The organism is Collinsella sp. 4_8_47FAA, from assembly GCF_000763055.1.
In the GTDB taxonomy this organism is placed as follows: Bacteria; Actinomycetota; Coriobacteriia; order Coriobacteriales; family Coriobacteriaceae; genus Collinsella.
Window position 1 is genome coordinate 492,154 of the sequence record NZ_KN214135.1, and the last position, 22,427, is coordinate 514,580.

Annotated in this window: 18 protein-coding genes; 6 read left to right on the forward strand and 12 right to left on the reverse strand. The window is 59.6% G+C overall.

Annotated features, from left to right (window positions below; translation table 11 throughout):
* From HMPREF9463_RS05510 to HMPREF9463_RS05520, 3 genes are all read right to left on the reverse strand, one after another.
* Positions 1-342 (reverse strand): helix-turn-helix domain-containing protein (locus HMPREF9463_RS05510; RefSeq protein WP_035137651.1); only part of this gene is annotated, 342 nt, incomplete at its 3' end.
* 90 nt (positions 343-432) lie between these two features.
* On the reverse strand, positions 433-1,593 hold the full coding sequence (locus HMPREF9463_RS05515; RefSeq protein WP_035137652.1) for an FprA family A-type flavoprotein: 1,161 nt from the start codon (positions 1,591-1,593) through the stop codon (positions 433-435).
* Between the two features lie 128 nt (positions 1,594-1,721).
* Positions 1,722-2,708, reverse strand: a complete 987-nt coding sequence (locus tag HMPREF9463_RS05520) for a LacI family DNA-binding transcriptional regulator (protein WP_052044120.1) — start codon at positions 2,706-2,708, stop codon at positions 1,722-1,724.
* Between the two features lie 383 nt (positions 2,709-3,091).
* Here HMPREF9463_RS05520 and HMPREF9463_RS05525 point away from each other — a divergent pair, with 383 nt between their 5' ends.
* Positions 3,092-4,297, forward strand: coding sequence for a galactokinase (locus HMPREF9463_RS05525; RefSeq protein WP_035137654.1), 1,206 nt, complete (start codon positions 3,092-3,094; stop codon positions 4,295-4,297).
* A complete protein-coding gene (locus HMPREF9463_RS05530) occupies positions 4,288-5,916 on the forward strand; it encodes a UDP-glucose--hexose-1-phosphate uridylyltransferase (protein ID WP_052044098.1) in 1,629 nt (542 codons plus the stop codon). The genes HMPREF9463_RS05525 and HMPREF9463_RS05530 overlap by 10 nt, the downstream gene beginning before the upstream one ends.
* Before the next feature lie 351 nt (positions 5,917-6,267).
* Here HMPREF9463_RS05530 and HMPREF9463_RS05535 read toward each other — a convergent pair whose 3' ends face one another.
* The 7 genes from HMPREF9463_RS05535 to HMPREF9463_RS05565 all read right to left on the reverse strand — a co-directional run bounded on the left by HMPREF9463_RS05535 (position 6,268) and on the right by HMPREF9463_RS05565 (position 12,426).
* Complete coding sequence (locus HMPREF9463_RS05535) at positions 6,268-7,203, reverse strand: hexose kinase (protein ID WP_035137839.1); 936 nt, start codon at positions 7,201-7,203, stop codon at positions 6,268-6,270.
* Between the two features lie 53 nt (positions 7,204-7,256).
* A complete protein-coding gene (locus HMPREF9463_RS05540) occupies positions 7,257-8,138 on the reverse strand; it encodes an aldose 1-epimerase family protein (RefSeq protein ID WP_035137656.1) in 882 nt (293 codons plus the stop codon).
* A 119-nt stretch (positions 8,139-8,257) separates the two neighbouring features.
* The gene (lacB, locus tag HMPREF9463_RS05545; RefSeq protein ID WP_006234831.1) at positions 8,258-8,782 is read right to left on the reverse strand and encodes a galactose-6-phosphate isomerase subunit LacB; all 525 of its coding nucleotides are present in this window, start codon (positions 8,780-8,782) and stop codon (positions 8,258-8,260) included.
* Positions 8,783-8,845: 63 nt separating this feature from the next.
* Positions 8,846-9,274, reverse strand: a complete 429-nt coding sequence (lacA, locus tag HMPREF9463_RS05550; RefSeq protein WP_006234830.1) for a galactose-6-phosphate isomerase subunit LacA — start codon at positions 9,272-9,274, stop codon at positions 8,846-8,848.
* A 307-nt stretch (positions 9,275-9,581) separates the two neighbouring features.
* Positions 9,582-10,613, reverse strand: coding sequence for a hypothetical protein (locus tag HMPREF9463_RS05555; protein WP_035137657.1), 1,032 nt, complete (start codon positions 10,611-10,613; stop codon positions 9,582-9,584).
* A gap of 255 nt (positions 10,614-10,868) precedes the next feature.
* Positions 10,869-11,207 carry a PTS lactose/cellobiose transporter subunit IIA gene (locus HMPREF9463_RS05560; protein ID WP_006234827.1) on the reverse strand — a complete coding sequence of 113 codons (339 nt, stop codon included), beginning with the start codon at positions 11,205-11,207 and terminating at the stop codon, positions 10,869-10,871.
* Positions 11,208-11,421: 214 nt separating this feature from the next.
* Positions 11,422-12,426: a LacI family DNA-binding transcriptional regulator gene (locus HMPREF9463_RS05565; protein ID WP_035137658.1), complete on the reverse strand. Its 1,005-nt coding sequence runs from the start codon at positions 12,424-12,426 to the stop codon at positions 11,422-11,424.
* 357 nt (positions 12,427-12,783) lie between these two features.
* Between HMPREF9463_RS05565 and HMPREF9463_RS05570 the strand changes: the two genes are divergently transcribed.
* The gene (locus HMPREF9463_RS05570; RefSeq protein WP_035137659.1) at positions 12,784-14,550 is read left to right on the forward strand and encodes a PTS transporter subunit EIIC; all 1,767 of its coding nucleotides are present in this window, start codon (positions 12,784-12,786) and stop codon (positions 14,548-14,550) included.
* Between the two features lie 66 nt (positions 14,551-14,616).
* The gene (gene lacG, locus HMPREF9463_RS05575; RefSeq protein ID WP_022094685.1) at positions 14,617-16,056 is read left to right on the forward strand and encodes a 6-phospho-beta-galactosidase; all 1,440 of its coding nucleotides are present in this window, start codon (positions 14,617-14,619) and stop codon (positions 16,054-16,056) included.
* Positions 16,057-16,245: 189 nt separating this feature from the next.
* Here the strand turns inward: lacG (HMPREF9463_RS05575) and HMPREF9463_RS05580 are convergent, their stop codons facing one another.
* Entirely contained in the window at positions 16,246-17,274 is a 1,029-nt protein-coding gene (locus HMPREF9463_RS05580; protein WP_035137660.1) for a LacI family DNA-binding transcriptional regulator, read from the reverse strand.
* Between the two features lie 344 nt (positions 17,275-17,618).
* Here HMPREF9463_RS05580 and lacG (HMPREF9463_RS05585) point away from each other — a divergent pair, with 344 nt between their 5' ends.
* Positions 17,619-19,067: a 6-phospho-beta-galactosidase gene (lacG, locus tag HMPREF9463_RS05585; RefSeq protein WP_006234822.1), complete on the forward strand. Its 1,449-nt coding sequence runs from the start codon at positions 17,619-17,621 to the stop codon at positions 19,065-19,067.
* Positions 19,068-19,243: 176 nt separating this feature from the next.
* On the forward strand, positions 19,244-21,004 hold the full coding sequence (locus HMPREF9463_RS05590; RefSeq protein WP_022094682.1) for a PTS lactose transporter subunit IIBC: 1,761 nt from the start codon (positions 19,244-19,246) through the stop codon (positions 21,002-21,004).
* A gap of 337 nt (positions 21,005-21,341) precedes the next feature.
* Here HMPREF9463_RS05590 and HMPREF9463_RS05595 read toward each other — a convergent pair whose 3' ends face one another.
* Positions 21,342-22,343, reverse strand: coding sequence for a LacI family DNA-binding transcriptional regulator (locus HMPREF9463_RS05595; protein WP_035137661.1), 1,002 nt, complete (start codon positions 22,341-22,343; stop codon positions 21,342-21,344).
* Positions 22,344-22,427 lie beyond the last annotated feature (84 nt).

Sequence of the window (22,427 nt, forward strand, 5' to 3'; positions counted from 1 at the left end):
CGCCTCGGCGCCGCCCTCGCGGTAGAGCCTGCACCAGCGCTCCAGCGGGGACTTCGACCTGATCCCGAACTCGGCCATAGCGTCGGCCTTCGCCATCCCGCCGTCGACCACGGCCGACGCCGCGGCGACCCTCTGCTCGAATGTGTACCTGGATTGTTTCCCGCCCATGGACAGCAGCGCCTCGCTTCCGAACGCCCGGTATACCCACTGCCATTCTCTCACGGTCTCGCGGGGGACGGACAGGGCCTCGGCCGCCGGCTTGCAGCCGACGCCGGCGTCGAAGAGCTCGACGGCCCGCCTCCTGGACTCCAGGTCGTGCTTCACCCTGAGGTCTATACTCATGGAAAACCTCCCATTTCCCGATGTCCAAGAAATGGGAGGCAGTTCACTGTCCCCTTTGTGGTGGTTTTGCTCGTTAAAAGCGAAATATCGCTACTTGGAAAGCTCGTCGGCGAGGACCTCGATCTGAGCGCGCGAGGCGTCGTTGAGCGAGCCCAGCACGGTCACCTTGTTCTGCGCCAAGGTGATGTCCTTCATGCCCTCGAGCTCCTTGGCCATAACCTTGGCAGCGGTGGGCGCCCAGGAGCCGGCCTCGACGAGTGCCACCGTACGGTTCTGATAGGCGTGCTCGGCAAGCGTATGGATAAAGGTGCTCATGAACGGGAAGATCTCACCCTGATAGGTGATGGAAGCGAGCACCAGACGGTCGTAGCGGAACGCATCCTCAACGGCCTCGGCCATGTCGTCGCGAGCCAGGTCAAAGACGGAGACCTTCTGGCCGCGAGCCTCAAGCGCTGCGGCGAGCTCCTCGACGGCAGCCTTCAGATGGCCATACACACTCGCATAGGCGATCGTGATGCCCTCGTCCTCGGGCTGATAGCTCGACCAGGTGTTATAGGTGTCGAGGTAATAGCCCAGGTTCTCGGTCAGTACGGGGCCGTGGAGCGGACAGATGATCTGAATGTCCAGGTCGGCGGCCTTCTTGAGCACGGTCTGCACGAACTTGCCGAACTTACCGACGATGCCAAAGTAGTAGCGGCGAGCCTCGCAAGCCCAGCCCTCGGGATCCTCGATGTCGTTGGCGCCAAACTTGCCAAAGCCGTCGGCACTAAAGAGCACCTTGTCGGTGGACTCGTAGGAGAAGATCACCTCAGGCCAGTGAACGTTGGGGGCGCCGACAAAGGTTAGGCTGTGGCCGCCCAGGTCGAGCACATCGCCCTCTTTGACGACCATCTTGCGCTCGGGGAAGTCGGTGCCAAAGTAGTTGACCATCATGCGGAAGGCACCCATGCTGGCCACGATCTGCGCCTGGGGATAGCGCTCCATAAAGGCAGCGATGCCGGCGGAGTGATCGGGCTCCATGTGATGAACGACCAGGTAGTCGGGCGTACGACCATCGAGCACGGCCTCGAGGTTGCCGAGCCACTCGTCGACAAAGTCAGCGTCAACCGAATCGGCGACGGCGATCTTGTCGCCCAAGATAACGTAGCTGTTGTATGCCATGCCGTTCTCGGACACATCGTACTGGCCCTCGAACAGGTCAATGTCGTGATCGTTAACGCCAATGTAGCGGATATCCTTGGTGATCTCCATCAGGCAAGCCTCCTAGATAGACAAAAGAGCCCGTCTATCATAGCACTCGCCTTTAGAGCCACGGCTATCTGCCAGCATCCTTATCGATTGTTATTGAGGCGGAATATATCGCCATTGACCTGCAAAAACTATGTGCGCGGAGCTGCCGTGGTATGTCGAACGATAAGCTGGCCGGGAATACGAATGGCAACGGTTTTGTCCGTTGCCCCCGCCTTGGGAACCGCGTGCTCGAACACCTCGCGTCCACGCTGATGCAAATCGAATCGAACGGTCGTGAGCTCGTTGTGTGCCACAAAATCATCGAGCGAATCGTCGACGCCCACCACGCTCACGTCCTCGGGCACGCGCAGACCGCTATCGCGCAGCGCTGCAATCGCGCCATTTGCCATCTGGTCGTTTGCCGCGTAAATCGCCGTCATGGTGCGATCGTGCTCGGCCAGGTACCTGCCGGCCTCGTAGCCGCTGTTGGCAGACCAGTCGCCCTCGAGCGGCTCTGCCGGCTCGATGTGTTTACGCTCGAGTGCATCCTGCCAACCGGCGCGACGAAATTGCTCGTCGACCGAGAATGACGGGCCGCCAATATAGCGAATCTGCTCGTGCCCTAGCTCAAACAGGTGATCCATAAGCAATAGCGAGCAGCCGTAATGGTCGGAATCGACCGTGGTCACCCGCGGGTGCGCGTACATGGTAACGATGACCGTGCCAATGCCCGGCAGTGGATCAAACGTCTCAAAATCGGGCGCCATGCGACTCATGCCGATAATGATGCCGTCCACCGGCAATGCGGCCATACGACGCGTGGCCTCGGCAAGCGAAAACTCCTCGGTCTTGGACATCTCGACCAGCGTGATGGCGCAATTATGCTCGCGAGCAGCGCTGGCGATGCCGTCGATCATTGAGAGGTTGCCGAACTTGGTGACATCGTTGACGCACAGGCCGACCGAATGATAACGGCCGTCGCGCAGCGAGCGACCGGCATAACTCGGACGAAAGCCGAGCTTTTGCATAGCGGCCTGTACGCGCTGGCGCGTCTGCTCGTTAACGTTAGGCAAGCCGTTGGCGACGCGCGAAACCGTCTGCTGCGAAACGCCGGCAGCGCGGGCGACGTCGGCCATGGAGACCGGACGCGAACTGGTATCGTTGGACGGGCGCCTTGCCACAGGATCACCTTCACCCTTGCGAGATCTGAATAGCGTGAATGCCGGCCCGGGCAGAAATACATCCCGCGCCGAGGCCCGCTATCGTCGGACGCATGTTAACGTACTCTACTTTTTCTATCTGCATCTCTTCTGCTTTATAAGTCCATACGGCAGTACCGTTCACGGCTGAATTTCTACCGATTACCAGATTCTCAAAAAGTGACAAGCGATGTGTTATGAGTACGTTAACATAGCCCGTAACGTGCGGTATTGTGAACACTTGGTTCATGCCGCTTCAAGTTGTTAACGTACTCATAACGACGCAAAACCCACCCGTGCGCGCCAAGGAAAGGACTCCCATGACCACCCCCGACGAAAAGACATTCGCCACGCTCACCAAACTGTTTGAGGAGGAGTTTGGCCCCATCGGCGACCGCCAGGTGCTCTATGTGCACGCGCCCGGCCGTTCCGAGATCAGTGGCAACCACACCGACCACGAGGGCGGCCACGTTATCGCCGGCTCGCTCGATGTCGCCGTCGACGGCATCGCCGTGGCAACCGATTCCAACAAGGTTCGCGTAGCCGACGAGGGCTATCCCACGTTTGAAATCGCGCTCGACACGCTAGACGTTCAGGAGTCCGAGAAGGGCACGTCCGCGAGCCTCGTCCGCGGCATGGCCCACGAAATCGCTGCTCTGGGCGTTGAGCCCCAGGGCTTCGACTTTGCCTTCACCTGCTCCGTCCCCTCGGGCGGCGGTCTTTCGAGCTCCGCTGCTGTCGAGGCGGCATACGGTCGCGCCATGGAGACGCTCTGGGACGCACCCGCCATCGAGCCCGTCGCGCTCGCCCAGATGAGCCAGCGCACCGAGAACAACTATTACGGCAAGCCCTGCGGTCTGATGGACCAGGCCGCCGTTTGCTTGGGCGGCCTCGCCTACATGGACTTTGAGGATCAGGCTCAGCCTAAAACCCAGAAGCTCGAGCTCAACTTTGAGGATCACGGTTATGCGCTCGTGCTCGTTAAGGTCGGTGCCGACCACGTGGCCGCCACCGACGACTACGCCGCCGTTCCGCGCGAGATGCAGGACGTCGCTGCCGAGTTTGGCAAGGCACGCCTGTGCGAGGTAAACGTGGCGGACTTTGACGCCAAGCTCCCCGAGCTGCGCGCCAAGCTGGGCGACCGTGCCTGCCTGCGCGCCGTTCACTACTGGTACGAGAACGGCCTGGTCGATAAGCGCTGGGCGGCCCTAAACGCCGGCGACATTGACCAGTTCCTGGTTCTGACGCGCGAGTCCGGCGCCAGCTCCGCCATGTACCTGCAGAATGTTGTTGCCAAACTGGGTGCCGAGCAGCCTTCCATGTACGCACTTGCTCTTGCCGAGCATGTGCTCGACGGCCGTGGCGCCGTTCGTATTCACGGCGGCGGCTTTGGCGGTACCATCCAGGCCTTCGTGCCGCTCGATCTGGTCGACACCTTCATTGCCAAGATGAACGGCTGGCTGGGCGAGGGCTCTGCCCGTCACTACGCCATCTCTGACAAGGGGGCTTACGCGGCATGGCTGTAATGACTGATGTGCGCGAGGCCGCGCAGGGCCTCATCGAATATGCCATCCACCGATCGATGATCGGACAGGACGATCGCATCTGGGCATACAACACCATTCTGGAGTGCATCGGCTCCACGGGCCCCGCACTCGACATGACCTGGGCGCTCAAGACCGAGAAGATTTCGCTCGTGCACCCCGATACACTCCCCGACTTTGACCTGGAGGGCACGCTTGCCGCGCTTGCCGAGGCCGCCGTTGCCAACGGTGCTGCCGAGGACACGGTGTCGGGCCGCGACCGCATCGCAATGCGCATCATGGGCGCGCTCATGCCAAGGCCTTCGGTTGTAAACGAAGAGTTCAACGGCCGCATGGGCGTCAACGAGCCCCGCGCCGCGACCGACTGGTTCTACGGCCTGTGCTGCGATGCCGGTTACGTGCGCCGCGCCGCCATCGCGCGCAACATCAAATGGAGCACCCCCACCAACTGGGGCGATCTTGAGATCACCATCAACCTGTCCAAGCCCGAGAAGGACCCGCGCGATATCGCCGCGGCAGGTGCAGCCAAGAACACGGGCGAGAAGTATCCCGCCTGTCAGCTGTGCATCGAAAACGAGGGCTATCCCGGACGCTCCGCTGCAGCCGACGGCGGCGCCCATCCCGCCCGCCAGAATCTGCGCGTTATCCCCATTAAGCTCGACGGCGAGCGCTGGGGCTTCCAGTACAGCCCGTACGCGTACTTTAACGAGCACTGCATTGCCATGAGCTCCGAACATCGTCCGATGCACGTCGACCGCAAGGGGCTGACCTGCCTGCTCGATTTTGTGGACCTGTTCCCGCACTACTTTATTGGCTCCAACGCCGACCTGCCCATCGTGGGCGGCTCGATTCTGTCACACGACCACTTCCAGGGTGGCGCACACGAGTTCCCCATGATGCATGCCACCGAAGTCTCGCAGTTTAACGTGCCCGGCTTTGACCAGGTCAGCGGTACCGTGTTGCAGTGGCCGCTTTCGGTGCTGCGGCTGCGCTCGCACGACCGCGCCCAGCTGCTCGACGCCGCCGAGAAGATTATCCTCGCCTGGCGCGAGTGGACCGATGAGTCGGTGGGCGTCATCGCGCACACAGCCGACGGCGTGGCGCACAACACCGTGACGCCCGTCATCCGCCGCGTCGACTCCCGCGGCAATGCCGGCGGCGAAATCTACGAGGCCTACCTGGCGCTTCGCTGCAACATCACGACCGACGAGCATCCGCTGGGCGTATTCCACCCGCATGCTGAGTACCACCATATTAAGAAGGAGAACATCGGCCTGATCGAGGTCATGGGCCTGGCCATTTTGCCGCCGCGCTTGGTTCCCGAGCTCGGCGCTGTCCGCGAGCACTTGCTGGCGGCCAAGGCCGATGCCAGCTACGACCTTGCTGGCGCGCTCGAGGGCGACGACCTTTGCCGCAGCCACGCCGCATGGGCCAAGGACGTCTTTGCCCGCCGCGCCGACGAGCTTACGGCCGACAACGCCATCGACATCCTGCACGAAGAGGTCGGCGTGGTGTTTGGCCACGTGCTCGACAACGCCGGCGTCTTTAAGTGGGACGAAGCCGGCCGCGCCGCCCAGCAGCGCTTTATCGACTCGCTATAGAGCACGGGCCCGAACGTTCAACAGCAGCCCGCACGACATAGCCACCTACACGACAACGGCGCCCGCCGGCAACATCGCCGACGGGCGCCGTTTTTGAGTGTAGTCATTGGGATCATTCTTAAGGGGCGTTCTTAAACGACTAGTCATTAAAGAGCGTCCCCAATGACTACTTGCGACCAAGGCAACGCCGGTGTCTTGGCAACGACAGCGAAAACGCCCCTAAGCGAGCAAGGTGACGTGAAAGAGGAGGGCATTGACCTTTTGGTCATGCCCGACGATTGAACGTCAGATTGCCGCTTAGGGACGTTTGCAGCGTCGCGCCGTTACGCGGTTTGATAAAACCGCGTAACCCTACAGTTCAGTCACGACAACACTGTTGTAGACCTCGTCCCAGCGGTCCATGACCAGGTGGCCGGTCTTGGGATCCATGGCGTTGAGCTTGCCGCAGGTATTGGCGGTCTTGAGCACCGTGACGTCGTCGGCGCCGGCAGCAATGGCATGCGCAAAGCCGGCGATGGTCGAGTCACCGGAACCCGTCGCGTTCACAGCCGCAATCGCGGGCGTCTTGGCGCGGAACGCGCGACCCTCATGGAAGCCCACCGAACCGGCAGCGCCCATCGAAACGACAACCCAGGGAATACCGGCAAAGCGGCCATCGGCGGCGAGCGCCTCGCGCAGGGCATCGACATCATCAGTCGTAAAGGACGTACCCAGCAGGCCGTTAATCTCGGTCAGGTTGGGCTTTACGAGCTCAGGCTTAGCGTCGGACTCCAGCGCGGCCTCCAGCGATGCACCCGAGGTGTCGAGCAGCACCTTGGCGCCCGCCTCCTCGGCGATCTTGACGAGCTCGGCATAGTAGCCGGCATCGACGCCGCGCGGCAGCGAGCCCGAAAGCGTCACAACGTCCGCCTTCGCTGCAAGCTCGGCGAACTTGACCGTAAAGGCCTCGAGCTCGGCCGGGGCGATCTGCGGGCCGCTCTCCAAAAGCTCGGTCTGATTGCCCTCGTGCAGGATATTCAGGCAAATGCGCGTCTCACCGGCGATGGGCACAAAGTCGTTCTTAACGCCGTCGGCATCCATAAGCTCAGCCATATAGGCACCCATGTGGCCGCCGAGCAGGCCAGTCGCGAGCACGTCGTCGCCCAGCTGCAGCAGCACGCGGCTCACGTTGAGGCCCTTGCCGCCAGCGGTCTTTTCGGGCGTCACACGGTTAACATCGTCGATGATCAGCTTGTCGAGCTGATAGCGCGTATCGATCGACGGGTTCATGGTAACGGTCAGAATCATGTTGAACTCCTGTTCCGGGGCGGCATGGCCCACCCCAAACATACGATAGCTCGTTAAAGGGTCTCGATCTCAAAGCCGCGGGTGACGGTCTCCCCCGGCTTGGCAACCAGGCAGCCACGCTTGTGCTCCAGAATATCGTCCTCGTCGGAGCAGGTGGACAGACCACCCCACGGTTCCACGGCCACAAAGTCGCCCTCGGGCTTGCTCCACACAATCAGGTATGGCATATCGGGGAACGTCAGGCGCACGCCCTTGTCCTCGGTTTTCTTGGTCAGCGTAACCACGCGGCTCTCGAGCACGTCGAAGATGGTCTCCGCGAAGTCGAAGAGTTCGTGGGTCAGCGGCAGGTTCTGGCCGATCATGGGGTTCTTGCTGCGATGCTCAACATCAATCAGGCCCGTCGAGGGAACGGCAGTACAGAGCTCGGCGGCCTCACGCTGCTCAAAACGGAGCTCGTAGTCGTCATAGGACTCGCCCTCGTCAAGCGGGCACTTAAAGCCGGGGTGACCGCCCACAAAGAACGGCATGTCCTCGGTGCCCTCATTGGTCACCTCGTACGACACGGCCACCTTTTCCGAATCGATCGTGTAACGAGCAACAATCTTAAACGGATACGGGTACTGCTCGAGCAACTCGGCATGGTCGGCAGAGCTTAGGCTCAGCGCAACCATGTTGTCGCTCTGCTCCTCGAGCTTCCACTCCTGTTTGCGCGCAAAGCCGTGGCGGGCGAGCTTGACCTCGCGGCCGCCCATGGTCATTGCGTGACCGTCGCGAAGGCCGCCGCAAATCGGAAAGCAAATAGGTGCCTGGCCCGACCAGACCGAGGGATCGCCCTGCCACAGGTACTCGCGACCGTTGGCTTTAATCGAAGTGAACGATCCGCCAGCCGTGCTCAGTGCCACGCGAATCAAACCGTTATCAAGAACAAACTCCATAGGAGCCTTCCCTTTCTTACGACAGCCCGCTGGGCCAATTGGGCTGATAGAAAACCGGCCCGCGCCCCATCACAGAAACGCGAGCCGTCAACGGACTAGTTAATTACGCCGGATACCCGCTAATCGTGGTATTCGCCGCGGTCCCACTTCTCGAGGAACTCGTCAAAGAAGTGCGGGTCAGCCTGAGCCTCGGCGTCAGCCTTGTTGCAGGCATCGATCTTGGCAATCAGGGCATCGTGCTCGGGAGTCTTCTCGTAGGGCTCCTCCAGGAAAGCAAGCATGATGTCGGCCATCAGGAACTCGCCGGTGATCTTGCCGCCAAAGCCCACGATGTTGGCGTTGAGCTCGCGACGGGCATACAGGGCAGAGGTCATGTCGCGGACCAGAGCGCAGCGAGCGCCGGGAACCTTGTTGACGGCGTTGGTGATGCCGATGCCGGTGCCGCACAGGGCCACGCCAAAGTCGGCCTTGCCGCTGGCAACAGCCTCGCCCACGGCCTTACCGTAGATGGGATAGTGCGTACGGGTGTGGCTGTAGGTGCCGCAGTCGAGCACCTTGTAGCCAGCCTGCTCCAGGCGGTCGGCCAGATAGATCTTCTCGTCCGTAACGATATGGTCGCAACCGATTGCGATGGTCTTCTTCATCAGAACGTCCTTTCGTCTGAATTCACAAGTTGAGGTAGAAGTTCGAGTTCTCGGTGGCTCTCGTTAGGCCATCTTGTTGAGCATGTCGACACGGATCTGGTGACGGCCGCCGGCGTACTGGGCGCGCAGGAACTCGCGGGCGATCTTCTTGGCGACCTCGGTGCCCACAACGCCCGGGCCCATGGTGACCATGCGCGAGCCGTTGTGCTCGCGGGTCATGTAGGCGGAACGCTCGTCGGAAATGTTAGCGACGACCATGCCCTTGATCTTGACGGCGGCCATATAGGAGCCGACGCCGTACTTATCGAATGCGAAGCCCTGGGAATCCTTGTGCTCCAGCAGGTCCTTGGCAACGGCGGTCGCGGAATCGACAAAGTCCGCGGCAGGGGTCTCGGAATAGTCGACGACCTCGTGACCGTCGGCGATGAGCATCTCCTTGATGGACTCCTTCATCGACATACCGTCGGCATCGGAAGCGATTACAACCCTCATGACATCCTCCTTGAGAGATACGCAGGTGCGTAGTTTCTGTTTGGAAGTGTTGAATCGCGTTCAGGTCCGGGCATCTGAATGTGCGGTTCTTCACTGTTCATGTTTATTTGAACACATTCGAACAGTAACTGCAAGAATTATTTGTTTATCTTTGTTCTTTTTTGAACAAATACCGTTTACGGATGATTGCTGGCCGTTTGGGCCCGGCGCGGACGTAGTGACCACGTGTTCAACAAACAAAAAGGCGGCCGAGAACGTGTCTCGGCCGCCCTTCGGCGGTATTCCCCGGTATATACAGCTGTTTTAGCTACTCAGACTGCCCGCTCTTCTTGGCATGTTTAGACGGAGCGCTCAAGAAACGGCCCGTCAGATAGTTCGCGGGACCGGAGATATCGATCCCCAGCAGCACGTGCCCCAGCCACAAAAACGCCGCGAGCACCAGCAGTGGAATCACGCACGAGGTCACGATCATCACGATGACACCTTCGATCAGATCGGTCACCTGCTGCACGATCTCGTCGGTCATCTGTTTGGCGCCGCTGGTCACCGACGTAACTAGGCTCGATGCCCCATCAGTCAACTGCTCGAGCACGTTTTTGGACTCCGTGGTCTCGGATTTTTTCTTGTTCGATTTTGAGCTGGTCTCGGCTGACTTGTCCGTGGTGTCGGCCGCGTCCGCAGCGTCCGCAGCCTTTTGCTCAGCTTGCTCAATACTTACGCGATACGTTTCATCGACCTTTTGCGACACCCATACGCTCGCGGGCACGAGCGCCATGCCGATCACGGCAACCACCAGTACGCGCGTCGCCACACGGCGCAGGACAGTGCTCGTGCTCCAGCGCCCGTGAATGCCGAGCGACACCGCAAAGAGCACCAACGCAAACGGGATTAAGATGCCCAAGCCAACCGACCACAAAATGGTTAGCAGGTATTTCTCGAGGTAGAGCACGGCAAGCACGATACCAAGGTTGCCTGAAAGCTGCGCGAGCTGCTCGGCAACCGGCGTTCCCGTATCACCCGGCAGCGCCGTAATACCCGCAGACAGCGCCACGCACGAGGTCGTGAGCGCCAAAACGTTGCCTTTCTTTTGGTCGATAACCTCGATGGTGGAGTCCCAAGTTTTGGTATCGGCGAAATGCGGACGAGCTACAAAGCCCGACAGCAGCGCCAGTACCACGAGCGCAACGATAAAGCCAATCTGCAGCTTTTTGTTTGCGCACACGACATCGGACAGACTGGGCTGCAGCTCGGTTACCGCCGTGTGCTCGGTTATCTGGACAGGACGCCCATGAGCCATCTCGTGCGCATCTTTCTTTTGCATCAATCCGTTGTCCGGCATTTGGATACCTCCTCATTCCGGCCTGTATTGCGGATGGAAGTATACCCACCGAGCAAAAATCGAACGGGAGGACAACGGTGCTCCAAGACTGTCCCCAATGACTGTCTCGGGATGAGTTGCGGTGGAATAGGGGTTGTTTTGCGCCCGCCGGCCCCTATTCAGTCCCCATTTCACCGCAACTTGGAGGAGGACAGAAAAAGCCCTGCCGCGGGTAGCGGCAGAGCTTTTGGAAGGGGGCTTGGTTGTGAGGGCTCGTTAGGCGAGCTTGGCCTCGAGCTCGGCGATGCGCTTGTAGGCATCGATGGTAAAGCGGGTCTGCTTCTCCAGGATCATAGTGGTCATGAGGGTGTCCTGAGCGTGAGCCATGATGAAGGTCATCTCCATCTCGCCACCGCCGGCCTCCTGCGAAAGCAGTTTGGTCTGCGTGTCGTGGGCACCGATGAGCGCATCGCTGGCATCCTTGTGCAGCTGTTCGGCCTTCTCAAAGTCACCCTCGCGAGCAGCATCGAGCGCTGCAAGCAGATCGGTCTGGGCGTCACCTGCGTATGCGACGATCTCGAATCCAACCATCGAGATTTCTTCTTTGGTTGCCATATTGCGTTCCTTTCACATATGAACCAATGGAGAGCATCGCGTCCGGGCATACGCGCTGCGTTGTGTATGACAGAAACAATAACATTCAAACAAAAAAGAACAGCTCAAAACGTAATTTCGAACTATGAACGGTCACTTTTCGCCCGTGAACGGTTTTTAAACCAATCTGAACAATATCGAACACAATTATCGGCAACCCAAACAGAGCCGCACCCTAACGCAAATCGCGCACCGTATCGCCCTCTACGAGCACACCGGGGATCAGCATGCGCTCCACGCCAGACGCACCCCCATCGGCGCCGGCAATCTTGTCGACCGCCCACATGCCGACGCGCTTGTTGTCAAAGCGCACCGTGGTCAGGCGACGGTCGGGCACGATATCGCCCAGGCTGTCATCAACACCCACCACGCTCACGTCCTCGGGCACACGCCTTCCGCACGACTCGAGCCCGCGAATGCAGCCGTAGGCCATGGCATCGTTGGAAGCATAAATGGCCGTACAGGTCGGATCTTCCGCCAGAGCCTGACCAGCAGCATATCCGCTCTGTGCCGTCCAATCCCCACGGACGAGTCGCGGCGGTTCAATACCATGCGCGCGCAATGTCTCGCGCCAGCCTTCCTCGCGCCGCATGCCCGAAAGCGAGCGCTCGGGACACGAAATAAAGTGCACGGTTTTGTGCCCCCGCCCCAGCAAGTACTCGACCACCTGGCGCGAGCAATCGAACTGGTCGTTATCGACCGTTGAACAGAGCGGGTGCTCCAGCATCGTAACGAGCACCGTCTGCATGCCGGGCAGCGGCTCGAAGGTGCCAAAGTCCGCCGGCATGCGATTCATGATCACGACCATACCGTCTACCGGCAGCGCGCTCATGCGTGACGATGCGCTCTCGAGGGTATAGGGGTGTCCATCTACTTTAGTGAGGGTGATGGCATAGCCATGTTTGTCGGCCGCGGCGGCAAAGCCCTCCATACGGTCGAGGTTGCCGGTACCGGTAATGTTGAACATGGCGACGCCGACGGTCTTAAACCTGCCACGGCGCAGCGATCGACCGGCAAAATTGGGGCGATACCCCAGCTCGCGCATGGCGGCACGCACGCGTTCCTTGGTCTCGGGGCGCACGCTGGGCGAATCGTGCACGGTGCGCGAGACCGTCTGCTCCGAGACGCCCGCGAGGCGCGCTACGTCTTTGACGGATACCGATTTTTTAACAGCGGCCATAGGTCGATCTTTCTATGTCAACGATGCCATTGGTGGCACCCTGCGCAGTCAAATGAAACGTCTTCAAGTATATCTAACGCCTCCCCCACCATACGCTCACCACCCAAAACCTACCGTTCACCGACATTTTTGCTTCCCCGAACGGCTTTTGTCGACCAAATGTTAACGTTGCCATTGCGCAAACACAGAGCCACCGGGCGGCTCAAACGTTTACGTATAAGGAATCGACGGTTCGCAGGCACAGGAACCACCGGTTCGCGTCTTTTTTTGTGTCGCAAAATGGCAACGTCAACATTTTGGCAACCGAACGCCAAAAGCTACCATCGTTGTTAACCCACCGACTCTTAGGAGCATTGCATGGAGCAACTTATCGCCACCATCGAAAAAGGCCAGCCCTTTTTCAACGCGATCGCCCGCAACAAGTACCTCAAGGCGATCCGCGACGGCTTTATCTCCGTCATCCCCATCATCATCTTCTCGTCCATCTTCTGCCTGGTAGCCTCGGTCCCCAACATCTGGGGTTTCTACTGGCCCGATGACATCAACAACGCCCTGTGGAAGTGCTACAACTACTCCATGGGCATCCTGGCCATCGCCTGCGCCGCCACCACGGCCAAGCACTTCGCCGACGCGCAGAACCGCGACCTGCCCAAGAACAACCAGATCAACTTCATCTCGTGCATGTGCGCGGCCATCATCGGCTTCTTGCTCCTTTCGAGCGACACAATCGCCACGGACGCCGCCAGCGGCTTCAACACCACCTACCTTGGTTCCAAAGGCCTGCTGACCGCCTTCATCGCTGCGTTTGTGACCGGCATCATCTACAAGTTCTTCATTAAGCGCAACATCACCGTCAAGATGCCCGAGCAGGTTCCGCCCAACATCTCACAGACCTTTAAGGACATCATCCCCTTCTCCGTCTGCATCACCGTCTTTTGGGTCTTTGACATCGCCTTCCGCGCTGCCTTTGGCTTCTGCTTTGCCCAGGGCGTAATCCAGGTGTTCCAGCCCCTGTTCACCGCTGCCGACGGCTACATCGGCCTCGCTGTGATCTACGGCGCCATGAGCCTGTTCTGGTTCGTCGGCGTCCACGGCCCCTCGATCGTCGAGCCTGCCATCGCCGCCGCCCTCGTTGCCAACATGACCGACAACCTGGCTGCGTTCCAGGCCGGTCAGCACGCTTCCGCTGTTCTGACCCAGGGTGCCCAGTACTTCGTCGTCTGCATGGGCGGCACCGGCGCCACGCTCGTCCTGGTCTTTATGTTCTGCTTCCTGGCCAAGTCTCAGGAGATGCGCGCTGTCGGTAAGGCCGCCATCGTCCCGGTCTGCTTCGCTGTCAACGAACCGCTGCTGTTCGCCGCACCCATCGTGCTCAACCCCGTCTTCTTTGTCCCGTTTGTCTTTGCCCCGATCGCCAATATCTGGATCCTCAAGATCTTTATCGACTTCTTGGGCATGAACGGCTTTATGTACACCCTGCCCTGGACCGTCCCCGGCCCCATCGGCACCATCATGGGCCTGGGCTTCCAGCCGCTCGCCTTTGTGATGCTCGCCCTTATCCTGGTCGTCGACTTCGTTCTGTACTATCCGTTCTTCCGTGCCTATGACGCCCAGAAGTGCGCCGAGGAGGCCGAGATTTCCGAGGAGGAGCTCGCCGCCAAGAACGCCGAGAAGGCTGCCAAGCTCAACGATGCCTTCCAGGGCAAGGCTGACGCCAAGAGCGTTGCCGCCGGCGCTGCTGCCGAGGCCGTGAAGTCCGACGCCCCCGCCGCTGCCACCACAGAAGCTACAGCCGCCAGCGACCTCAACGGCAAGCGCGTGCTCGTACTCTGTCAGGGCGGCGGAACCTCGGGCCTGCTCGCCAACGCACTGGCCAAGGCCGCCAAAGAGCGCGGCATCAATCTTGAGACCGCTGCCGAGGCCTATGGCAACCACGTTGACATGCTCCCCGACTTTGACCTGGTCGTCCTGGCCCCGCAGGCCGCCAGCTACCTGGCCGACCTGCAGAAGGACTGCGAGCGCGTGGGCAACAAATGCGTCGCCTGCCGCGGTAAGCAGTACATCGAGCTCTCCCAGAACGGCGACAAGTCTCTCGCCTTCGTAAGCGAGCAACTCTCGAAGTAAGTAACGCTCAGGGCCAGCCGACCATCCAAGACCGGCTGGCCCTTCGATTTAGACGATTGGATCATCATGTCCGTTAACCCCGCTAGCGTCACCAACCCGCCTGCGCAGTTTCCCGAGGACTTTGTCTTTGGCGGCGCCACCGCTGCCTACCAGGTAGAGGGCGAGACCCGCACCCACGGTAAGGGCAAGGTTGCCTGGGACGACTTCCTGGAGGCCCAGGGGCGCTTCTCCCCCGATCCCGCTTCGGACTTCTACAACCAGTACCCCGTCGATTTGGAGCTGTGCGAGGAGTTCGGCATCAACGGCATTCGCCTCTCCATCGCCTGGAGCCGCATCTTTCCCAACGGTACCGGCGAAATCAACCCCGAGGGTGTCCAGTTCTATCACGATCTCTTCGCCGAGTGCCATAAGCACCACGTTGAGCCGTTCGTCACGCTGCATCACTTTGACACGCCGCTGCCCCTCTTTGAGAAGGGCGATTTCCTCAACCGCGAGACCATCGACGCCTTTGTGGACTTTGCCACCTTCTGCTTTAAGGAGTACGCCGACCAGGTGACCTACTGGTTCACCTTTAACGAGATCTGGGCCGACGCCTCCAACACCTACATCGAGGGCACCTTCCCCGGTGGCGTCAAGGCGCATCTGGCCGAGGCCTTCCAGTGCGAGCACAACATGATGCTCGCCCACGCCAAGGCCGTGCTGGCCTTCCACAACGGCGGCTTTAAGGGCAAGATCGGCGTCATTCAGTCGCTGGAGTTTAAGTATCCGCTCAACGAGAACGACCCCGCCGACATCAAAGCCGCCAACAACGAGCACGTGCTGCAGAACCAGTTTCTGCTCGACGCCACCTTCCGCGGCGACTATGCCCCCGACACCCTCGAGTGCGCCAACCGCCTGGCTGCCGTCTCGGGCGGCACCATCGAGATCCTGGACGAGGACCTCGAGATTATGCGCGAGGCCGCGCTCTACAACGACTACCTGGGCGTTAACAACTACCAGTGCCGCTTCTTGAAGGCTTACGATGGCGAGAACGACCTGCACCACAACGGTACGGGCGAGAAGGGCACTGGCCGCTGGCGCGTTAAGGGTATTGGCGAGCATGTGAACAAGCCTGGCATCCCCACCACCGACTGGGACTGGATCATCTATCCCGAGGGCCTGTTCGATCTGCTCGTCTACATTAAGCAACGCTACCCCAACTACAAGCAGATCTTCATCACCGAGAACGGCATGGGCTACAAGGACCCCTACAAGGACGGTTTTGTGGACGACCAGCCGCGCATCGACTATATCGAGCAGCACCTGCGCTGGTTGCTCAAGGCCATGGAGGTGGGCGTCAACGTGGGCGGCTACTTCCTGTGGAGCCTGCAGGATCAGTTCTCCTGGACCAATGGCTACAACAAGCGTTACGGCTTCTTCTACGTTGACTTTGAAACCCAGAAGCGCACGCCCAAGGCAAGCGCATACTGGTATAAGCACGTGGCGCAGACCCGTCGTCTGGACTAGCGACTGGCGGGGTTGCCCGCTCACACAACCTGTCCCCATTTCTCAGCCGGGGGCGGCACGTCACACGGCGCGCCGCCCCCGACCTTTTTGTTCAGGTCGGAAGCCGTTTGTCTCAATCTGTAACATCTAGCCGAGTTTTTTGGGTCCTAGCTGTTACAGATTGAGACAAATAGGCAGAACGAGCTGAACCTACGCCCGTATATCTTTGACAGTCGAGCGTTCGACCAACGTACTCGGCACATGAATCGCCTCGATAGACGAGCTCTCTCCAATCGCCGCCTCAAACGCAAGCTTACCGACACCGCGCAAATCAAATCGCAACGTCGTCAGCCGATTGTGAGGAACAAGTCCCTCGAGTGCGTCGTCGATACCAACCACGCTCACGTCGTCGGGCACGGACAGGCCCGCGTTCTCGAGCGCGGCGATAACGCCCAGCGCCATCTGGTCATTTGCCGCAAGCACGGCAGTCGGCGCCTGCGACCCGCCGGCAAGCACCTCGGCCGCAATCCGCTCGCCCATGGCGTACCCACTGTCCGCACTCCAATCGCCACGCAGCATCGGAGCGGCATCGACATGAGCACGACCCAGCGTATCGCGCCAACCGGCCTCACGAAAACGCGAGGAAATCGAGTTTTCCGGACCCGCCACAAACCGCATATTCGAGTGACCATGTTCCAGCAGATAATTGGTCAACAGCTCGCACGAACCATACTGGTCGGAGTCGATCGTCGTGCAGCGCGGATGCGCATACATGGACAGGATGACCGTTCGCACTCCCGGCTGGGGAACAAACTCCTCAAAATCGGGAGCCATGCGGTTCATGTTGAGAATCATGCCGTCGACGGGTCGCTCGACCATGCGGCGCGAGGCATCGGCAAGTGTATAGGGCTTGTCGCCGCCCATCTCGATCATAGTGACGGCAAAATCATGCTCGCGCGCCGCTTGCATGATACCCTCGAGCGTCGCCAGGTTACCGACACGTGTGATGTTGTACATGCACAGGCCAATAGAACGATACGACCCGCCGCGCAACGCCGTTCCAGCAAAATTGGGACGAAAGCCCAGCTCTTCCATGGCGGCCAGCACACGCTTGCGCGTCTTTTCCGTCACGTTGGGCATACCGTTGACCACGCGAGACACAGTCTGGCGGCTCACGCCAGCGAGCGCCGCAACCTCTGCCGCGCTCGCCGAACGACCATTCCTTGTCCGCTGAGCCATGCCTTCCACGCTAACCTGCTTCCCAACTATTCCCCGCGCCCATGGCGCATCGTACATACATTGATAACGTGCTCATGATACCCGAGCCATATACCACAACATGAAAACTTCTGTCAATCAAAACCGCTTACCGAACAAATACAACCGTTCGCGGCTGTTTGAAGTTGTTTTGTTTCTATACATCCCAGCCGGATGTTAACGTGCTCATTGTCAAATGTTCACGTGCTTATTTTGGTTCTAATCATTTTAAGATAGTGTTTATCGGGCTTTTTCACCGCTGAACGCTAACCAGGGAGCCTCCTGAGCACAAACGCACAATATCGAACAGCGAGACGAGAGGGTGTATGCATATGTCTTTGCTAAACCGCGTACAGCAGCTGCCGAAGGGCTTTGTTTGGGGCGCCGCAACCGCCGCGTACCAAACGGAAGGTTCCACGAAGGTGGCAGGCAAGGGTAAGACCATGTGGGACGATTACCTTGTCGCCCAGGGTCGCTTTTTGCCCGACCCGGCCAGTGATTTCTACAACCGCTACGAGGAGGATATCCGCCTTTCTGCCGAGCATGGGCTCAACGCCATCCGTGTGTCCATCGCCTGGACCCGCATCTTCCCCAACGGCGACGATGCCGAGCCCCTCGCCGAGGGCGTTAAGCACTACCACGAGCTGTTCGCCTGCTGCAAAAAGTATGGCGTCGAGCCCTATGTGTCCCTGCATCACTTTGACTCCCCCGCCGCCCTGTTCAACCAGGGCGACTGGCTCAACCGCAAGACCGTCGACGCCTATGTGCGCTATGCCGAGTTCTGCTTCCGCGAGTTCCGCGAGGTCAAGAATTGGTTCACCATCAACGAGCTCATCAGCCTCTCGCACTCCCAATACATCCAAGGCAACTTCCCGCCCAACCATCACTTTGATGTGACGAGCGGCATCCAGAGCCAGCACAACGAGCTCGTTGCCCACGCCCGCGCCGTCAACCTGTATAAGGATCTTGACGAGACCGAGCACCTGGGCGGCCGCATTGGCATGGTCAACGTCCTGACGCCGGCATATCCTGCCACCGACTCGCCCGCCGACCAGCACGCCGCCGACCTGTACAACGCCTTCTACACCGACTTCATCATGGACGGCGCCTTCCTGGGCCACTACTCCGCGCGCACCCTCTCACTCATCAACGAGATTCTGCGTGCCAACAACGCCACGCTTACGGTTGAGGACAGCGACATGGAGGAGCTCGCCAAGGCGGCGCCCCGCAACGATATGTTCGGCCTCAACTACTATCAGTCGGCGTTTATCGCCGCCTACGATGGCGAGTCCACCAACAGCTTTAACGGCACCGGAGACAAGGGCACCTCGTGCTTTAAGTTTAAGGGCGTCGGGCAGCAGGTCGATATGCCGGGTATCCCCACCACCGACTGGGATTGGCTCATCTACCCGCAAGGCCTCTACGACACGCTCAAGCACATCAGCGCCACCTATCCCAACCTCCCCGTCATCTATATCACCGAAAACGGCCTGGGCCACAAGGACCCCGAGCCCGACGCAAACGGCATCGTCGCCGATCCCGAGCGCATCGACTTTGTCGACCAGCACATGGAGAAGGTGCTCCAGGCGCGCGCCGAGGGCGTCGACGTCCAGGGCTACTTTATCTGGAGCCTGCAGGACCAGTTCTCGTGGGCCAACGGCTATAACAAGCGCTACGGCCTGTTCTACATCGACTTCGACACGCAAAAACGCTACATCAAGCAGTCGGCACTCTGGTACAAGGAGCTCGCCGACACTATGGCGGACGCGCAGTAGCGCATCGCCTCGCTTTCCCCCGAGAAGGGAGCGGCCCTATGCGATACAAACCCAGCCGCTCCCCTCTCTCCCCCTGGGACCGACCCCGCCTGCACCCGGGCTTTTAGCAAGCGGGAGACCATATAGGTTTTCAACGTCCATGCCATTAAGATTTCATGCAAAGAGGAGCGTGAACTATGGAATCGATCGTTAAGTTCTTGGAGAAAGGTCAGCCGTACTTCGACAAGGTCTCTAAGAACATCTACCTTCAGGCCATTAAAGACGGCTTTTTGGCAGCAATGCCCATCATCCTGTCTTCTTCTGTCTTCCTGCTTATTTCGACCCTGCCGGGCGTTGTCGCCACGGTCGGCGGCTTTACGCTGCCCGACTGGTGGAACGTCGACGTCGTGAACTTCTGCAACAAGGTTTACAACTTCACGATGGGCGTCGTGGGCATCATGGTCGCCGGCACCACCGCAAGCGCGCTGACCGGCTCCAAGAACCGCCGCATGCCTGCCGGCAAGGCCATCAACGCCACGAGCACCATGGTCGCCGCCATGTGCGCTATGCTCATCTTGGCCGTTACCCAGACGAGTGCCAAGATCGACGGCGCCGATGTCTCGGTGTTCTTTACCGACAACATGGGCACCAAGGGCCTGCTGAGCTCCTTTGTCGCCGCATTTGCCACGGTCAACATCTATGCCTTCTGCATTAAGCGAGACATCACCATCAAGCTGCCCAAAGAAGTCCCCGGCGCCATCGCCCAGAACTTCCGCGACATCTTCGCCTTCAGCTTCTCCATCCTGTTTGTCGCCGTCATCGACGTTATCTGCCGCACCTGCTTGGCCGTCCCGTTTGCCAACGTCATCTCCACGCTGGTGAGCCCGCTGTTCGCCGCTGCCGATTCCTACGCCGGCCTCGCCCTCATCTGGTTCATGATCCCGCTGTTCTGGTTCATGGGCATCCACGGCCCCTCGGTCGTTAAGCCTGCCCTCAACGCCGCGCTGTTTGGCAACATCACCACCAACCTCGCCACGCTGCAGGCCGGCGGTCACCCCGCCCTCGCCCTGACCGAGAACTTCGGTAACTACATCGGCGAACTCGGCGGCACCGGCGCCACGTTCATTGTCCCGATCATCTTCCTGCTCTTTATGCGCTCCAAGCAGCTCAAGGCCGTCGGCAAAGCCTCTGTCGTACCCGTGATGTTCGCCGTCAACGAGCCGCTGCTGTTCGCCGCGCCCATCATCCTCAACCCGTACTTCCTGATCCCGTTCCTGTTTGCCCCCGTGGCCAACGTCCTCATTGGTAAGTTCTTCATCGACTTTTTGGGCATGAACGGCTTTATCTATGCCATGCCGTGGGCACTCCCCGGACCGATCGGCACCTTCATCGACACCAACTTCCAGCCGATCTCTCTGGTCCTGGTTGTCGTCCTGCTGGTCGTTGACTTCTTGATCTACTACCCGTTCTGCAAGGCCTACGACAACGTCCTGTGCAAGCAGGAGGCCGAGACCCTGGCCGAAGAAGAGGCCGAGGAGACCAAGGCCGTCAAGACCGCTGCCGCCCCCGCCGTTGAGGCTCCTGTTGTCGAGACCGCTTCTGCCACTGAGGCCTCCGCAGCTCCGTCCGCCCTTAAGGGCAAGGATCTGAGGGTTCTGGTTCTGTGCGCTGGCGCCGGCACCTCTGCACTGCTCGCCAACGCGCTTAAGGAAGGCGCCGACGAGCTGGGCATCGACATTACCGCCAACGCCGGTGCCTACGGCAGCCACTACGCCATCATGGACCAGTACAACGTCATCGTCCTGGCTCCGCAGGTTCGCACCTATTACAACGAGATGAAGGCCGACACCGACCGCCTGGGCATCACGCTGCTGTCGCCCAAGGGCAAACAGTACATCGACCTCACTAAGGATCCCAAGGGTGCCGTCGCCTGGATCGAGGAAAACCTCGAGGCATAAGACGCTGACACCACCTGCCGCTTGCAGACAATAAATGGCCCGTGCATCGATGTGTGATGCGCGGGCCATTTTGTTTAGACCGCACCCGTCCTCCTGTTCATCTCAATCTGTAACATCTAGCCGAGTTTTTCGGTCCTAGCTGTTACAGATCGAGATGAACGCACAGGCCAAGCCGAAAATCTCAATCTGTAACATGTAGACCACTTTTGACCGTCTAGTTGTTACAGATCGAGACAAACGGAATAAGCCGGGCCAAAAATCTCGATCCGTAACATCTAGCCGAGTTTTTGGGTCCTAGCTGTTACAGATTGAGACAAACGGAATAGGCCGAGCACGTCTACGCCCGCAAGTCCTTCACGCTGAAACGCTCGACCAGCACGCCCGAGACAAGCGTACGGCTTCTGGAGCTCGGGGCTTCCAGACCCGCGACCACCTCGTTGAGCGCGCGGACACCAAGTTCGCGATGACGAAACTTCACCGATGTCAAAATCGAGTTGGGAATCGTCTTGTAGAGCTCATCGTCGAAGCCGATCACGGACACATCGTCGGGTACGCTCAGCCCCTTATCGCGCAGAGCCGTCATAACGCCGTTGGCCATGCAATCGTTGGCGGCTAGGACCGCCGTACAGTCGGGCTTATCGGCAAGCACGAGACCTGCAGCATACCCGCTATCCGCACCCCAATCGCCCTGCAGCGGCTCGGGCGGCTCAAGGCCGCGCGCCTTGAGCGCCGCACGCCAACCCTTCATACGACATTGACTCGACAGCGACTCTTGCTTACCCGAAATGAAATACACGTTCTTGTGACCGTGATCCAAGAAGTACTCGCACGCCATGCGCGCGCCGCCCTCTTGATCGTCACTGACGGTAGAGCAGGTAGGATGCTCCATCGGCGTGATAATCACCGTCTTGAGGTCTTTCGGCGCCTCGAAGGTATCAAAGTCGTCGACCATCTGACGCAGGTTGAAGATCATGCCGTCGACGGGAAGCTGTGACATTCTGCGCGCTGCATCTGCAAGGGTCATCTTATCCCCCGCACGCTTCTTGATCATCGTGATCGCAAACCCGCGCTCCTCGGCAGCGTCGGCAATACCGTCAATCATGTCTACGGCGCCGCCCGACAAATGGAACATCACTACACCGATGCACCCGTAACGACCCAACTTGAGTGAACGCGCGGCAAAGTTGGTCCGGAACCCAAGCGCCTCCATGGCAGCATGGACCTTATCGCGTGTCGACTCGCGTACGCTATCAGGCTCATTGATCACACGAGACACCGTCTTGAGGGAAACGCCCGCGGCAAGTGCCACATCGTTCATTGAGACGCTTTTCTTGTCCATCGTTGCCAATGCTTCTCCAGTCAGTTCCCTGTTGATTGTTCTTTGCGTCCTAGCATACACTACCTGCTCAACTTTCAAATTTAC

Excerpts from the sequence above, each read along its gene's own strand:
- HMPREF9463_RS05515 (WP_035137652.1), bottom strand. The coding sequence starts at position 1,593 with ATGGAGATCACCAAGGATATCCGCTACATTGGCGTTAACGATCACGAC.
- HMPREF9463_RS05520 (WP_052044120.1), bottom strand. The coding sequence starts at position 2,708 with ATGGCCGACGTCGCCCGCGCTGCCGGCGTTTCGCAGCAGACGGTTTCG.
- HMPREF9463_RS05525 (WP_035137654.1), top strand. The coding sequence starts at position 3,092 with ATGACCACCCCCGACGAAAAGACATTCGCCACGCTCACCAAACTGTTT.
- HMPREF9463_RS05530 (WP_052044098.1), top strand. The coding sequence starts at position 4,288 with ATGGCTGTAATGACTGATGTGCGCGAGGCCGCGCAGGGCCTCATCGAA.
- HMPREF9463_RS05535 (WP_035137839.1), bottom strand. The coding sequence starts at position 7,203 with ATGATTCTGACCGTTACCATGAACCCGTCGATCGATACGCGCTATCAG.
- HMPREF9463_RS05540 (WP_035137656.1), bottom strand. The coding sequence starts at position 8,138 with ATGGAGTTTGTTCTTGATAACGGTTTGATTCGCGTGGCACTGAGCACG.
- lacB (WP_006234831.1), bottom strand. The coding sequence starts at position 8,782 with ATGAAGAAGACCATCGCAATCGGTTGCGACCATATCGTTACGGACGAG.
- lacA (WP_006234830.1), bottom strand. The coding sequence starts at position 9,274 with ATGAGGGTTGTAATCGCTTCCGATGCCGACGGTATGTCGATGAAGGAG.
- HMPREF9463_RS05555 (WP_035137657.1), bottom strand. The coding sequence starts at position 10,613 with ATGCCGGACAACGGATTGATGCAAAAGAAAGATGCGCACGAGATGGCT.
- HMPREF9463_RS05560 (WP_006234827.1), bottom strand. The coding sequence starts at position 11,207 with ATGGCAACCAAAGAAGAAATCTCGATGGTTGGATTCGAGATCGTCGCA.
- HMPREF9463_RS05565 (WP_035137658.1), bottom strand. The coding sequence starts at position 12,426 with ATGGCCGCTGTTAAAAAATCGGTATCCGTCAAAGACGTAGCGCGCCTC.
- HMPREF9463_RS05570 (WP_035137659.1), top strand. The coding sequence starts at position 12,784 with ATGGAGCAACTTATCGCCACCATCGAAAAAGGCCAGCCCTTTTTCAAC.
- lacG (WP_022094685.1), top strand. The coding sequence starts at position 14,617 with ATGTCCGTTAACCCCGCTAGCGTCACCAACCCGCCTGCGCAGTTTCCC.
- HMPREF9463_RS05580 (WP_035137660.1), bottom strand. The coding sequence starts at position 17,274 with ATGGCTCAGCGGACAAGGAATGGTCGTTCGGCGAGCGCGGCAGAGGTT.
- lacG (WP_006234822.1), top strand. The coding sequence starts at position 17,619 with ATGCATATGTCTTTGCTAAACCGCGTACAGCAGCTGCCGAAGGGCTTT.
- HMPREF9463_RS05590 (WP_022094682.1), top strand. The coding sequence starts at position 19,244 with ATGGAATCGATCGTTAAGTTCTTGGAGAAAGGTCAGCCGTACTTCGAC.
- HMPREF9463_RS05595 (WP_035137661.1), bottom strand. The coding sequence starts at position 22,343 with ATGGACAAGAAAAGCGTCTCAATGAACGATGTGGCACTTGCCGCGGGC.